A 14404-nucleotide genomic window follows, 5' to 3' on the forward strand; every position below is an offset into this window, starting at 1 on the left:
TATTTAAGGTCTATTAAACTCAAAATTATGAAAAAAACAATTCTAAACTTAGGTAAATCACTAAGTAAAAGCAATCAAAAAAAGATTAAAGGTGGTATAGAAATCCCTGGTGGTTGCAGAACAGACAAAGGTTATTATTGGCATCCAATAGAGAGATGTTGTTGGACCGACCAATATAATTGCTGTTATGGAACACCTGAATGCCCTGCCCCATACCTATAAAAATTATCGTTTTAAGAAAAAACAAATTTTAAACATCGGTAAAACTTTAAACAAGATAGAACTAAAAATTAATCAATGGTTGAGGTTCTCTAAGCTTTTGTGACGATCAAAGTAATTGTCTATCAGGTCAATATTGTAATGGTATTTTACTGCTATACTGAAAAGGAAACTAATAATGGTAATAATAGCTATACTGGTCCATGGCAATTTTGCCCTAATGGAGGTGTTAGCTGTTCAGGATGTTAATTAATAATCGTAAACTACAAAAAATGAAAAAATCAATTTTAAATTTAGGTAAAGCCTTAAACAAGGTACAACAAACTCAAATTAATGGTGGTAAGAAGCAGTGTGACAATCATTATCAATGTGGTAGTGGCAACTGTTGTAATACAGCTGGATGGTGTCAAACCTTTGGTGCTAATACAGGGTATTTATGCGACGGGGGTATAATTTAGTTTTTATAAGTACTATGCATGAAAAATCTATTTTAAATTTAGCATTATTCTATCTAAATTTAAAATGATAAATTCAAATCAATGGTAGTCTTACAATCATACCAACCTCTAAACAAAATTATAAATCCAGAGGTACATGTATAAATATAATACTCACCATCATAAAAGCATATTATCGATAGTAATTACTATAACTAGGTTAGAAATTGTATATTTCTAACCTAGTTATATCTTATACCAAAATTGAACTTGAAAAAATTTCCAAATTACAAGCAGACTGAAGCAAAAGACTGCGGCCCTACATGCATAAAAATCATAGCTAAACACTATGGTAAAACTATTAACACACAACAATTAAGAAGCTTAAGCGAAACTACTCGAGAAGGTAGTAGCTTACTCGGTTTAAGTGACGCTGTTGAATCTATTGGTTTTAAATCTTTAGGAATCAAGTTAGCTTTTAAAAAACTTAAAGAAGCTCCTTTCCCATGTATTGTTCACTGGAACAAAAACCATTACGTAGTTCTATATAAAATAAAAAAAAATACTGTTTATATATCTGATCCTGCACATGGACTTATTACTTTTACTAAAGAAGAGTTCATTCAACATTGGATTGGCAACAATGCAGACGAAAATACAGAAGAAGGGATTGCCTTATTAGTTGAACCAACACCTAAATTTTACCAAGAAGAATTTGAAGAAGATGAAAAGTTTGGTTTTTCTTTTATCTTCAAATATTTATATAAATATAAAAAGTTTATTGTTCAGTTAATTATAGGACTTCTAGCTGGGAGTTTATTACAATTAATATTACCTTTTTTAACCCAAAGTATTGTTGATGTAGGGATCAAAAATCAAGATTTAAACTTTGTATACTTAATTCTATTTGCCCAGTTATTTTTATTTATTGGAAAAGCTTCCTTAGAAATTATAAGAAGTTGGATTTTACTACATCTTAGTACTAGAATCAATATTTCTTTAATCTCTGATTTCTTTATTAAACTAATGAAACTCCCTATCTCCTACTTTGATGTAAGAATGACTGGTGATTTACTACAAAGAATAAACGATCATAAGCGTATAGAAAGAATTTTAACAACATCTTCATTAACTGTTTTATTTTCTTTTTTCAACCTTATTATTTTCAGCTTAGTTTTAGGTTATTATAGTATACAAATATTTGGAGTTTTTGTACTAGGAAGTGTTCTTTATTTTGGGTGGGTATTGTTCTTTTTTAAGAAAAGAAAAGAACTTGATTATAAAAGATTTTCACAAGTAAGTCAAGAACAAAGTAAGGTTATTGAACTTATTAACGGAATGCAAGAAATAAAACTCCACAATGCTGAAAGACGTATGCGTTGGAACTGGGAATACGTCCAAGCTCGTTTATTTAAAGTAGCTACTAAAAGCCTTGCTTTAGAACAAACTCAAAGCGTAGGTTCTAACTTTATAAATGAGTTAAAAAACATGTTCATTACCATACTGTCTGCCAAACTTGTTATAGATGGTCAAATTACCTTAGGTATGATGATGGCTATTAGCTACATCGTTGGCCAATTAAACGGTCCTATTACACAGCTAATTAACTTCATGAGAGATATACAAGATGCACAAATATCTATAGACAGGTTAGGTGAAATACACAACATGGAAGACGAAGAGAGACCTGAAGACGAAAAAGTAACAACTATTCCTGAAAACACATCTATAAAATTAGATGACATTTCATTTAGATACACTGGTGGTTTAGAACCTGTATTAAAAGATTTATCACTCGAAATTCCTGCTAATAAAACAACAGCTATTGTAGGTGTTAGTGGAAGTGGGAAAACTACTTTAATGAAATTGTTACTTGGTTTTTATCAAGTTGACCAAGGAGATATTATGATTGGTAAATTCAATTTAAAAAACATATCACAGAAAGAATGGAGAAGAAACTGTGGAGTAGTAATGCAAGAAGGATATATTTTTAATGATTCCATAGCTAAAAACATCGCAGTAGGAGAAGATTATGTAGATAAAGAAAAGTTAGCCCACGCAATTAATGTAGCAAATATTAACGATTATATTGAAGGGTTACCACTAGGTTACAATACAAAAATTGGTAGCGAAGGTAACGGACTTAGTACTGGTCAAAAACAACGATTACTAATTGCTCGATCTGTATATAAAAATCCAAAATTCTTATTCTTTGACGAAGCTACTAGTGCGCTCGACGCTAACAATGAAAAAGTAATTATGGAAAAACTCAACGAGTTTTTTGCCAATAAAACAGCTGTAGTTATAGCACACCGATTAAGCACTGTGAAAAATGCACATCAAATAGTTGTGTTAGATAAAGGAAAAATAATTGAAAAAGGAAGCCATGAAGAACTAATCAAATTAAAAGGAAGTTATTACCATTTAGTAAAAAATCAACTAGACTTAGGTAAATAAGATATTCTCTCGCAAATAATAGACGCAAAACCTTGGGTGTCTTAAAAAATCAAGGATTAATTAATTAATTAATTAAATTATATCATTATGAAAAAATCAATATTAGATTTAGGGAAAGCTCTTAATAGAGTTGAGCAACAACAAATTAGTGGAGGTAAGTTTATTTGCTGTTATAGCAATCCTTCTTGTCCTCCTTCTCCTGTAACCTCATGCATTATTATAGGAGGAGAATGTCATTATTTTGCGGAAGAAGGTGTTGCTTGCTAAAAAACACAACAATTAAAACAAACTATAGAGAGAAAGTAAAAACTTTCTCTCTATAAAAATACTTTTAATATTAAATGCCAAACAATACACAAAACATAGAAATACGAAGTGAAGAAGTTCAAGAAATTTTAACACATGTACCAAATTGGATGATTCGTTGGGGTAATACTTTACTTCTTGGACTTATCGTAATGTTGTTATTTATTTCATGGTTTGTAAAATATCCTGATGTTATTTCTACAGAAGTTATGGTTACTACATCAATCCCTCCAGAAAAAATTTACGCTAAATCTAACGGACAATTTGAAGTATTTTTAACCAGTGAGGGTAAAAATGTATCAGAAGGTGATGTTTTGGCTGTTATTGAAAACAGTGCATCTTACAAAGATGTATTGTTATTAAAAAGTATTGTAGACACAATTGAAATAAATCAACAAAAATTCTTTTTTCCAATTGATGAAGTACCTCCATTAATATTAGGGGATATTACCTCTAGTTTTTCTCAGTTTGAAAACGACTACTCAGAATATGTCTTAAATGAAAAACTAACCCCTTTTAAATCTGAAAACTTTGCAAATCAAATGTCTGTTATAGAAGCAAAAGGAAGGTTGCAAATTTTATTATCACAAAAAGAATTAAACTTAAAAGAATTAGAATTCAAAGAAAAAGACTTAGAACGTAGCAGAAAAATGTTCAACCAAGGGGTTATCTCAGCTAAAGAAAAAGATCAAAAAGAAATAGAATACCTACAAGCAAAACGCTCTTATAAAACTCTCGAATCTTCAATTTCACAAATACGAGAATTAATTAATAATTCTGCAAAAAACCTAGAAGGTACCACTATAAAGAAAACACAACAAGATACAAGATTAAAAAAGAAAGCTATACAATCTTTCTTATACTTAAAAAAAGCTATTAAAGATTGGGAGAAACAATATGCCTTAACCTCATCTACGGATGGTAAAGTATCGTTTCTATCTTTTTGGAATAAAAACCAAACTGTTAACACGGGTGATTTAATTTTCACCATTATTCCAAATAAAGGAAACTTTTTTATTGGTAAAATTAAAGCTCCAGCTGCTAACTCTGGAAAAATAAAAAAAGGTCAGAAAGTTCAAATTAAACTATTAAATTATCCATCTGATGAATTTGGTGAATTAAACGGAACCGTTAAATCTATTTCACTAATTCCTAATGAAGAAGGAAGTTACTTAATTGACGTTGAACTTCCACAGAATCTAAAAACTACTTACGACAAATCCATTCCTTTTAGGCAAGAAATGAAGGGAGCAGCAGATATAGTAACTGAAGATTTAAGATTGATAGAACGATTCTTCTATCAACTTAAAAATATTATTAAATAAGAAATTCTCTCGCAAAGAATTGACACAAACCTTGAGTGTCTTTAAATGTTCAAGGATTAACTAATTTTTATTTTTTAATCATGAAAAAACAAATTTTCACCTTCGGTAAAGCCCTAAACAGAGCTGAACAAAAAGAAGTAAAAGGAGGTAATGATCAATCTAACTCCAGAGGCTGTTATGAGCAACCTGTATCAAATGTTAATTGTATTAGCCCATGGGAGTACATACCAGGTTGTGGCTATACTTGTATGGTTGCTCCTACTGAACCTTAACCTTTTGAAAGGTAGATATTCATACAAACCTAAAATATTTATGAATTAATAAAAAAGTCATTAATTTTAAAAATTAAAACCATGAAAAAATCAATCTTAAGCTTAGGTAAAGCTTTAAACAAAGTAGATCAAAAACAAATAAAAGGAGGAACAAAATTAACAGCCTCAGGAAAATGTGACGCTATAGAAGGCAATGTTCCTTTTAATTGTCCTTGTATAACTAACTGGTGTGCACCAGGTATGTATTGTGATACTACACAACAAAGTCATTTAGATGGTATATGTGTGTATAATTAACATCTGTTTCACATGTTTTTAGCACCTTTTATCAGCAGACATTCTATGTTTAACTATATAAGGTGAACTTAACACCTTAAAAACTACCTTAAAAGGTAGTTTTTTTCTTTTATCTTTTTCTATCATTAAAAAAGAACTAAATTAGCAGGCTTGCTAAAAATGTAATTTTAGCAACTAAATTTGTTATTAAATATATAAAGTAGAAGAATTATGAGTCCGAATGATGATAGAAAAATTAGAGAAAAATTACAACAGAAAACGTGGAATGAGATAAAAACAAACGATTCATGGGCAATATTTAAAATTATGTCTGAGTTTGTTGAGGGTTATGAAAAATTAAGTAAAATAGGACCATGCGTTTCTATTTTTGGATCTGCTCGTACAAAAACAGATGATACTTACTATAAATTAACAGAAGAGGTTGCCTTTAAATTAACACAAAGTGGTTTTGGGGTAATTACTGGAGGTGGTCCAGGTATTATGGAAGCTGGAAATAAAGGAGCTCACCGAGGAAAAGGTACTTCAGTAGGTTTAAATATTGATCTTCCTTTTGAGCAAAACAATAACCCCTGGATAGATTATGATAAAAACTTAAATTTTGATTACTTCTTTGTTCGTAAGGTTATGTTTGTAAAATATTCTCAAGGTTTTGTTGTTATGCCTGGTGGTTTTGGTACAATGGATGAACTTTTTGAGGCAATTACTTTAATTCAAACTAATAAAATTGGTCGCTTTCCTATTGTTCTAATTGGTAGAAAGTTCTGGGCTGGATTATTAGACTGGATTAAAAATACTTTAATTGCAGAAGGTAACATTAGCGAAAAAGATTTAAATTTATTTAGAGTTGTTGATACTGCTGATGAAGCTGTTGAGCATTTTAATAAATTCTATGCTAAATATCAACTCAAACCTAACTTCTAAAAATATTTATCTTTAAAGCTCATTGAAAATTAAATGAGCTTTTTTATTTTCACAAGGTTTATTAAATTATAAATCTTTTTAAAAGACCTTATATAATATTGAAACAGAAAACACTCTTCTTATTATGTGCTACCATCTTGTATTGCTTTAAAATAGTAGCACAAGAAAACTCTGTTGAAATAAAAGCTAAACTAGATGTAAACAACGATGTAATTCATATTTTACAAAAAACAACTTTTTTCAATCACTCATCATCCAACTTACATCATGTTTTCTTACATAATTGGGCTAATGGCTATAAAAACGATAACACCCCTTTAGCTAAGCGATTTATTGAAGATTATAAGAAAACATTTTATTTTTCAAAAGAGAAAGATAGAGGTTATAGCAAAATAAGAAACCTAACAATAAACTTCAAACAAGTTTCATTTAAAGAAAGAAAAACTCAGCAAGACATTATTAAGGTATCCCTTAACAAACCTCTAAGACCAAAAGATAGCTTAATAATCCGCACATCATATTCTGTAAAAATTCCAAATGCAAAATATACAGGATATGGAAAAACAAAAACAGGTTATCATCTACGATTCTGGTATATAATTCCTGCTATATATGATAAAAAGTGGCAATTAATGAGCAACTTAAATTTAGATGATTTATATGAAGAGCTTTCTAATTATTCTATTTCCATAGATGTTCCGAAAAATTATCACATTGAAAGTAACCTATATCAATATAAAACTGAAAAAGAAAACTATACCAACTACTATTTAGTGGGAGCAAAAAAGAAAGACATTATACTCCATATCGATACTATCAGAACTTTTAAGTCTTTTAAATTAAAAGGTAAAGAGATAAAAACAGATGCTTTTCTTAGAAAAATTCCTAATAAAGAAACAACCAAAATCATAAATCGACAAATACAATTTATTGAAGACTTTATAGGAAAGCACCCTCATCCTGAAATTTTTGTTGATTCACGAACCATTAATAAAAATTCGTTACATGAAATTTATGGTCTTCCCAGTTGGCTAAAACCTTTTCCGAAAAACTTTAGGTGGGAAACAGGATTTTTCAAAGCCCTTACCCAAAAGTATTTTGATGATGTAATTATTCAAAATCCAAGAAAAGATTATTGGCTTACTGATGGATTACAAACGTATTTAATGATGGCGTATATAAAAAAATACTACCCAAATATTACTTTTTTGGGGAAGTACTCCAAGTATTGGCCCATAAAAACCTACAACATCGCTAAATTAAAACAAAACGATAAATATCCTCTCGTATATCAGTTTAGCTCTCGTAAATTCTATGACCAACCCTTAACAGCCTCTAGCAACTCTCTTTCAAATTTTAACAGAAAAGTTGTTAGCAAATATAAAGCCGGTTTGGGAATTAAGTATTTACATGACTTTGTTGGAGACAGTATATTAAGAGAATCTGTAAAAGAGTTTTACACTAAAAACCAGCTAAAGCCTTCAAATAGTAAATCTTTTGCCGAAATTCTTCAAAAGAAAACCCCAAAAGATTTGCAATGGTTTTTTGGTGACTATATCAATACAAACAAAAAAATAGATTACAAAATAAGAAAGGTATCCTATACCAAAAATAAAGATTCTCTATTTGTTACAATTAAAAATAAAAGAAGTATTATAGCTCCTGTAGCACTGTATGGTATTCAAAAGAAAAAAATAAAACTTAAAACTTGGGTTACTGGTGTAGACTCTACTAAAACAATAAAAATTAAAAGAGGTGACTTTAACAAACTAGCGTTAAATTATGAAAATAACTATCCTGAATTTAACTCTCTAGATAATTTTAGAAATGTAAATAATAGCATTATAAACAAACCTATTCAATTACGTTTTTTTAAAGATTTTGAAAATCCATATTATAATCAATTATTTTACTATCCTGATATTAAGTACAACTTGTATGATGGATTAATACTTGGGGTAAACATAAATAACAAATCACTCGTTAGTCATAACTTTCAATTTAGCTTAACCCCTAACTATGGTCTTAAAAGTAGAAATTTAACCGGATCTTTCTCAGTAGGATATAATCATTTTTTTAAAAGCCCAAAACTTTATAAAATACGATATGGTGTTTCTGGAAGTAATTTTCATTACGCACCTGAATTAGGGTACAATACTTTAAGTCCGTTTATCAATTTTCAATTTCGAAGAAATACACTCCGTGATATTGGTTCTAAGTTCTTAATAGCCCGTATGGTTAGTGTTGATAAAGAAGTATCTCCCAACAGTACTCAAAACGATCAAGATAAATATAACATTTTCAACCTGCGTTATATTAACAATAAATTTGATGCTATTCACAGAATTAGATATGCTGCTAACCTCGAGGTAAATTCTAATTTTAGTAAAATATCTACTGATTTTCGTTATAAAAAGTTTTTTACCGCTAACGAAAGCTTTGAAATCCGTCTTTTTGGTGGACTCTTCTTATCCAACAAAACAGAAGGAGATTATTTTAGTTTTGGATTAAACCGTGGTAATGACTATTTATTTGAACAAAACTTATTTGGACGCTCAGAAAATGAAGGTTTCTTTAGTCAGCAATTTGTAATTGGACAAGGAGGGTTTAAATCTAAGTTTAAGCAGCCATACTTTGCCAATCAATTTATTGGTGCTATAAATACTAGTGTTAGTCTTTGGAAATGGGCAGAGATTTATAATGATGTTGCTGTATTGAAAAACAAAAAAACTTCGCCAAAGTTTTTTTATGAAAATGGTATTCGTCTCAATTTTCTTCCAGATGTTTTTGAATTTTACTTTCCTGTCTACACTAACGAGGGTTTTGAAATTAATAAAAGAGCCTATCCTTCAAAAATTAGATTCATCATTACAACAGATATTGATAGGATTTATAATTTTATTAGAAGAGGTATATTATAGATACTTCAATAATTTTCTTTATATCCTTGTTTTATTGAAAGATGTTCAATAAAAATTCAAATTTTTAAATTTCAACTAAAAATCCTATCTTTGTAACCATACCTAAATTAGATGATTATGACGCAAAATACCGAAATAGCTAATACTCAACAGCTTTCTTTTCAAGATTTTAAAAATGAAGTTTTAAAAGACTATAGAACCGCTCGTATTAGTCGAGAATGTAGTTTATTAGGAAGAAGAGAAGTTTTAACAGGAAAAGCTAAGTTTGGAATTTTTGGAGATGGTAAAGAAGTGCCTCAGTTAGCTATGGCTAAAGCTTTTCAAAATGGTGATTTTAGATCGGGTTACTACCGTGATCAAACATTTATGATGGCAATTGGAGAATTAACTCCGCAACAGTTTTTTGCAGGATTATATGCTCATACTGATATAAATGTTGAGCCAATGTCTGCAGGTCGTCAAATGGGAGGGCATTTTGCAACACATTCTTTAGATGAAACTGGAAATTGGAAAAACTTAACAGCTCAAAAAAATTCATCTTCAGATATTTCTCCCACCGCAGGTCAAATGCCTCGTTTATTAGGATTAGCACAAGCATCAAAAATATATAGAAATGTTGAAGGCTTAAAAAAACACACTAATTTCTCAATTAACGGAAACGAAGTTGCTTGGGGTACTATTGGTAATGCTAGTACAAGTGAAGGCTTGTTCTTCGAAACCATTAATGCTGCTGGTGTTTTACAAGTTCCGATAGTTATGAATGTATGGGATGATGAATACGGAATTTCAGTACATGCACGCCACCAAACCACTAAAGAGAGTATTTCAAAAATTTTGAAAGGGTTTCAACGTGAAAATAAAAGTAACGGATATGAGATTTTCGTCGTTAACGGTTGGGATTACGTTCAGTTAATTGACACTTACAATAAAGCTTCTCAAATTGCAAGAGAGCAACATATTCCTGTATTAATTCACGTAAAAGAATTAACACAGCCACAAGGTCACTCTACTTCAGGTTCTCATGAACGCTACAAATCAAAAGAACGTTTACAATGGGAACAAGAGTTTGATTGTATTGCCCAAATGCGTAAGTGGATTTTAGAATTTGAATTAGAAAATGAAGATGGAGATACTTTAAAATTTATTGATTCTGAAGAAGATTTAATCAACATTGAAAAAGAAGCAAAAAAAGAAGTAAGTAAAGCTAAACGCGATGCTTGGAGTGCATACACAAATGAAATAAAAACAGAAGTAGCTGAGGCTGTTTCTTTGTTAGAAGTTATTGCTCAAAAAAGCAGCAATGGTTCATTTATCACAAAATATAAAAACGATTTAGCTGCTATTTCAGAGCCTATTAGAAAAGATATTTTAGTTGCTGCTCGCAAAACTTTACGTTATTTAAGAAACGAAAATTTCACAGAAAAAATTACTCTACAAAATTTTATCAAAGCTTCAACTGATAAAGCTGCTATAAAATATTCAGCTCACTTATTAAGTGAAACAGAGTTAGCTACACAAAATATTTCTGCAGAAGCTCCAACCTATGCTTCAGAAAAAAATATCGTGGATGCACGTGTGATTATGCGTGATAATTTTGAAGCTATTTTGGCTAAACACCCAGAAGTGCTAATTTTTGGTGAAGATGCAGGATACATTGGAGATGTAAACCAAGGATTAGAAGGATTACAGGAAAAGTTCGGTGAGTTACGTGTTTCTGATACAGGAATTCGTGAGGCTACCATCTTAGGACAAGGTATTGGAATGTCAATGCGCGGATTACGTCCTATTGCTGAAATTCAGTATTTAGATTATTTATTATATGCTTTACAAATAATGAGTGATGATTTAGCGACGCTACGTTATCGTACTTTTGGAAAGCAAAAAGCTCCTTTAATTATCCGTACTCGTGGGCACCGTTTAGAAGGTATTTGGCACTCGGGTTCACCAATGGGTGGAATTATAAATAACGTACGAGGTATACATGTATTAGTTCCTCGTAACATGACTAAAGCTGCAGGATTCTATAATACGTTACTAGAAGGTGATGACCCTGCTTTAGTGGTAGAATGCTTAAATGGTTACCGTTTAAAAGAAGAGTTACCTACCAATTTAGGAGATTTTAAAACTCCAATCGGTGTTGTTGAAACTATTAAGGAAGGAAATGACATTACAATTGTTTCTTATGGTTCTACTTTACGAATTGTTGAAGAAGCTGCAAAAGATTTAGCTCAAGTAGGTATTGATGTGGAAATTGTAGACGCACAAAGTTTATTACCTTTTGATATTAATCATGATACTGTAAAATCAGTAGCTAAAACAAACCGTTTGTTGGTTGTTGACGAAGATGTTCCTGGAGGAGCTTCAGCATACTTATTACAAGAAATTATTGAAAACCAAAACGGTTATAAATACTTAGATAGCAAACCACAAACCTTAACAGCAAAAGCACACAGACCTGCCTATGGTACCGATGGAGATTATTTCTCTAAACCATCTGCAGAAGATATTTTTGAAAAGGTATACGAAATTATGCATGAAGCAAACCCTAATAATTTTAAGCGTTTATACTAAAAAAACTCATTTAATAAAAAAGCGCATTGATAATTCAATGCGCTTTTTTTATTAAAAATCACCCCAAAAGGGTGAGTGAAATTTTATTAGTCAATATTATTTTTGCTGAAAAATAATTTAAAAAAATGAAAAAAATAATCATCTTAGTATTAGCTTCTATTTTAACAATCTCATGTAATAAAGACGAAAATGAAATCATTAAAAAATCAGTTTTTGAAGCTAGTGAAAAAATTTTAGATTTTGGCATTTTACCGGTTAACAGTTCCTCTAACAAAGAGCTTACAGTTAAAAATACTGGAAATGGTGATTTAATCATTTCTAGCTTTCAGTTTAATTTAAAAAGCTACTTTTACACAAACTCTATTTCAAAAGGTGAAATCATTATAGCACCTAATAAAGAATATACTTTTTCTCTGGGGTTTAGACCTTTAGAACATGGAGAATTTGAGAACACTCTAATTTTTGAAACAAACGTAGGAGAGCAACAAATTACACTTAAAGGAATAGGAATAATCTTAGGCCCGCTATAGAATAAAGTAATTTAAAGTTTGATTAAATAGTTTCCTATTGCGCACTGTAAACAACGTTTCTTTGCGCAATAATTATTTTTAAGTTCTAATAAAGCTTGAGTTTGAAAAGCATTATCCGTCTTAATTTTTAATTCAGAAAACTTACTTACAATCGAATTACTTTCAGGTTTTAATTGCTGAATTAAGTATAGTAAACTTTCTTCATTAATATCTCCCTTTCCTTGTTCATAAACAAATTTTAAAGGAATAACTGTATTAATAATCAACAAATCAATAAATGGCTTTGTAAGTTTTTTAGTTGATTTTTTTGATTCTGTCTCAAATGTGTAATGTGTTTTCCAAAAATCGTTTACTTCCACAGACAATAAATTATAGAACTCTTCTAGTCTGCTTATATCTATTAATCTAGAGAATAGATTTTGACACTTAACATATAAAGCTACTAATTGAGCTATTCTAATTGTTGGAAAGTTACTTGGACGCATTCTAAAAAACTGAAACGTATGTTTAGCAATTGGCTGTAACTTTTGTTTATGCTGTATATAAGCATATTCTTTCTGTAATTGCTGATAATAACTATCTTCTATTTCATCAGCTAAAAATCCTGCTTGTCCAAACAATAAAGCTGATAATTGCTCTTCATCGAATCGAACTTTACGCAACACTGAAAAATCAAACGATTGTGCTAGTTCTAGAAAAGCCGCTCCATTAACTTTCAATCCGAAATTCTTAGCTAATAACTGAAACAACACCACTTCATAATCATTTTTTGATTTTTGCAGCAGCTCTTTTATTACAACCGATTTATTCTCTAATCGTTCAAAGTACAAACGCTCTAACCAGTTATTTAATAAAAAAGAATTGATTTCTCCTATTTCCTTTTCACAAGGAATCCACCGTTGTCCTTTTAAAAACAACTTTCTATAATTTGCCAATACATCTTCTTGAACAAATCTTTGTAATTCTACCGTTGGTAATGGATGGTTATTTTTCATAAATACATTGGTATCGTGCTCCCATACAATGTGCAAAATAACCGCATCGTAATTCTTATCTTTTTCATGATGATGCGCATACCAGTCTGATGATTTTATATGAATTTCAACATTCCCTATCCATAACTGATCATCAATCTTTAATTTTGAGTTTAAAAAATCTGGTCCTGAATTCGTATTATAACTTCCTGAATTTAGAACTTCAACAACTCCTCCATTTACTGATGTTAAATTTGCTTTGTTAAATAATTTGTATTGCCACAAAAAGTGTAAAAATTCTTCTTTCATAAGCTTTCTTTTTCACTTTCAATGTACAAAATATTTCTATGATACTATCAATATTAATTATTCAAAGTATTTTTAGGCAACTTTTTATTCCTCTATTTTTGTCAAGAAATTTATCTTATAAAAATTAATAAGCTAAATCTTGAAATATTTTAACCCTCGGTTATCGAGTAAAAATTAAACCACATGAATAGTATAGAAAATTTACAATGGCGTTACGCTGTTAAAAAATTTGATGAACATAAATTTCTTTCTGAAGAACAAATTAATATTTTAAAAGAAGCATTTAATTTAACTGCTACTTCTTACGGATTACAACCTGTTAAAATGGTTATTGTAAAAAACAAAGACATTCAGCAACAATTAGTTGCCCATTCTTGGAACCAGCATCAAGTAGTGCAAGCTTCTCATTTATTGGTTTTATGCATTCCTAATGAATTAACTTCTGAACATGTAGAAAGCTATTTTAAATTAGTAAAAGACCTCAGAAACACACCTGATGAGATTTTAAATCCATTTAAAGAGTTTTTAACAAACGACATTGATAATAAATCACCTGAAGTATTATTTCATTGGATGAAAAACCAAGCTTATATCGCTTTAGGAAACTTAATGACTGTTGCTGCTAACGAAAAAATAGACAGCTGTCCAATGGAAGGTTTTGTTCCTGAAAAATACAATGTAATTTTAGATTTGGATAAATACAATTTACAATCCGTTTTAGTATTACCTGTTGGTTTTAGGGCAGAAGACGACTATATGAAAGACTTAAAAAAAGTTCGTAGAAAAACCGAAGAAGTGGTTATTGAACTTTCTTAGGCAATGCTATTTATGAATTACGAATGATAATTTTAGTACATTCGTAATT

The 14404-nt window shown here is 30.1% G+C and carries 13 protein-coding genes; 12 read left to right on the plus strand and 1 reads right to left on the minus strand.

Translation table 11 applies throughout. From position 1 onward, the window contains the following. Positions 1–27: 27 nt before the first annotated feature. The 11 genes from ACKTSW_RS08865 to ACKTSW_RS08915 all read left to right on the plus strand — a co-directional run bounded on the left by ACKTSW_RS08865 (position 28) and on the right by ACKTSW_RS08915 (position 12256). Positions 28–222: a hypothetical protein gene (locus tag ACKTSW_RS08865; protein ID WP_408024908.1), complete on the plus strand. Its 195-nt coding sequence runs from the start codon at positions 28–30 to the stop codon at positions 220–222. 269 nt (positions 223–491) lie between these two features. Beyond that, on the plus strand, positions 492–677 hold the full coding sequence (locus ACKTSW_RS08870; RefSeq protein WP_408024909.1) for a hypothetical protein: 186 nt from the start codon (positions 492–494) through the stop codon (positions 675–677). 249 nt (positions 678–926) lie between these two features. Continuing rightward, positions 927–3113: a peptidase domain-containing ABC transporter gene (locus ACKTSW_RS08875; protein WP_408024910.1), complete on the plus strand. Its 2187-nt coding sequence runs from the start codon at positions 927–929 to the stop codon at positions 3111–3113. Between the two features lie 87 nt (positions 3114–3200). Next, on the plus strand, positions 3201–3380 hold the full coding sequence (locus ACKTSW_RS08880; RefSeq protein ID WP_408024911.1) for a hypothetical protein: 180 nt from the start codon (positions 3201–3203) through the stop codon (positions 3378–3380). Positions 3381–3454: 74 nt separating this feature from the next. Then, entirely contained in the window at positions 3455–4744 is a 1290-nt protein-coding gene (locus tag ACKTSW_RS08885; protein WP_408024912.1) for an HlyD family secretion protein, read from the plus strand. An 80-nt stretch (positions 4745–4824) separates the two neighbouring features. Continuing rightward, on the plus strand, positions 4825–5016 hold the full coding sequence (locus ACKTSW_RS08890) for a hypothetical protein (RefSeq protein ID WP_408024913.1): 192 nt from the start codon (positions 4825–4827) through the stop codon (positions 5014–5016). Between the two features lie 81 nt (positions 5017–5097). After that, positions 5098–5313 (plus strand): hypothetical protein, encoded by a 216-nt coding sequence (locus ACKTSW_RS08895; protein ID WP_408024914.1) that lies wholly within the window; start codon positions 5098–5100, stop codon positions 5311–5313. Positions 5314–5523: 210 nt separating this feature from the next. Further along, positions 5524–6234, plus strand: a complete 711-nt coding sequence (locus ACKTSW_RS08900; RefSeq protein WP_408024915.1) for an LOG family protein — start codon at positions 5524–5526, stop codon at positions 6232–6234. A gap of 98 nt (positions 6235–6332) precedes the next feature. Next, the gene (locus ACKTSW_RS08905) at positions 6333–9155 is read left to right on the plus strand and encodes a gluzincin family metallopeptidase (RefSeq protein WP_408024916.1); all 2823 of its coding nucleotides are present in this window, start codon (positions 6333–6335) and stop codon (positions 9153–9155) included. Positions 9156–9272: 117 nt separating this feature from the next. Continuing rightward, on the plus strand, positions 9273–11726 hold the full coding sequence (locus ACKTSW_RS08910; protein ID WP_408024917.1) for an alpha-ketoacid dehydrogenase subunit alpha/beta: 2454 nt from the start codon (positions 9273–9275) through the stop codon (positions 11724–11726). A gap of 125 nt (positions 11727–11851) precedes the next feature. Continuing rightward, complete coding sequence (locus tag ACKTSW_RS08915) at positions 11852–12256, plus strand: Ig-like domain-containing protein (protein ID WP_408024918.1); 405 nt, start codon at positions 11852–11854, stop codon at positions 12254–12256. Positions 12257–12267: 11 nt separating this feature from the next. Here the strand turns inward: ACKTSW_RS08915 and ACKTSW_RS08920 are convergent, their stop codons facing one another. Further along, positions 12268–13539, minus strand: a complete 1272-nt coding sequence (locus ACKTSW_RS08920; protein ID WP_408024919.1) for a DUF2851 family protein — start codon at positions 13537–13539, stop codon at positions 12268–12270. A gap of 183 nt (positions 13540–13722) precedes the next feature. Between ACKTSW_RS08920 and ACKTSW_RS08925 the strand changes: the two genes are divergently transcribed. Then, positions 13723–14355, plus strand: coding sequence for an NAD(P)H-dependent oxidoreductase (locus ACKTSW_RS08925; protein WP_408024920.1), 633 nt, complete (start codon positions 13723–13725; stop codon positions 14353–14355). Positions 14356–14404 lie beyond the last annotated feature (49 nt).

Source organism: Tenacibaculum sediminilitoris (assembly GCF_964513795.1).
GTDB lineage: Bacteria > Bacteroidota > Bacteroidia > Flavobacteriales > Flavobacteriaceae > Polaribacter > Polaribacter sediminilitoris.

Coding starts and splice junctions, on each gene's coding strand:
- ACKTSW_RS08865 (WP_408024908.1), top strand. CDS start 28: ATGAAAAAAACAATTCTAAACTTAGGTAAATCACTAAGTAAAAGCAAT.
- ACKTSW_RS08870 (WP_408024909.1), top strand. CDS start 492: ATGAAAAAATCAATTTTAAATTTAGGTAAAGCCTTAAACAAGGTACAA.
- ACKTSW_RS08880 (WP_408024911.1), top strand. CDS start 3,201: ATGAAAAAATCAATATTAGATTTAGGGAAAGCTCTTAATAGAGTTGAG.
- ACKTSW_RS08885 (WP_408024912.1), top strand. CDS start 3,455: ATGCCAAACAATACACAAAACATAGAAATACGAAGTGAAGAAGTTCAA.
- ACKTSW_RS08890 (WP_408024913.1), top strand. CDS start 4,825: ATGAAAAAACAAATTTTCACCTTCGGTAAAGCCCTAAACAGAGCTGAA.
- ACKTSW_RS08895 (WP_408024914.1), top strand. CDS start 5,098: ATGAAAAAATCAATCTTAAGCTTAGGTAAAGCTTTAAACAAAGTAGAT.
- ACKTSW_RS08900 (WP_408024915.1), top strand. CDS start 5,524: ATGAGTCCGAATGATGATAGAAAAATTAGAGAAAAATTACAACAGAAA.
- ACKTSW_RS08910 (WP_408024917.1), top strand. CDS start 9,273: ATGACGCAAAATACCGAAATAGCTAATACTCAACAGCTTTCTTTTCAA.
- ACKTSW_RS08915 (WP_408024918.1), top strand. CDS start 11,852: ATGAAAAAAATAATCATCTTAGTATTAGCTTCTATTTTAACAATCTCA.
- ACKTSW_RS08920 (WP_408024919.1), bottom strand. CDS start 13,539: ATGAAAGAAGAATTTTTACACTTTTTGTGGCAATACAAATTATTTAAC.
- ACKTSW_RS08925 (WP_408024920.1), top strand. CDS start 13,723: ATGAATAGTATAGAAAATTTACAATGGCGTTACGCTGTTAAAAAATTT.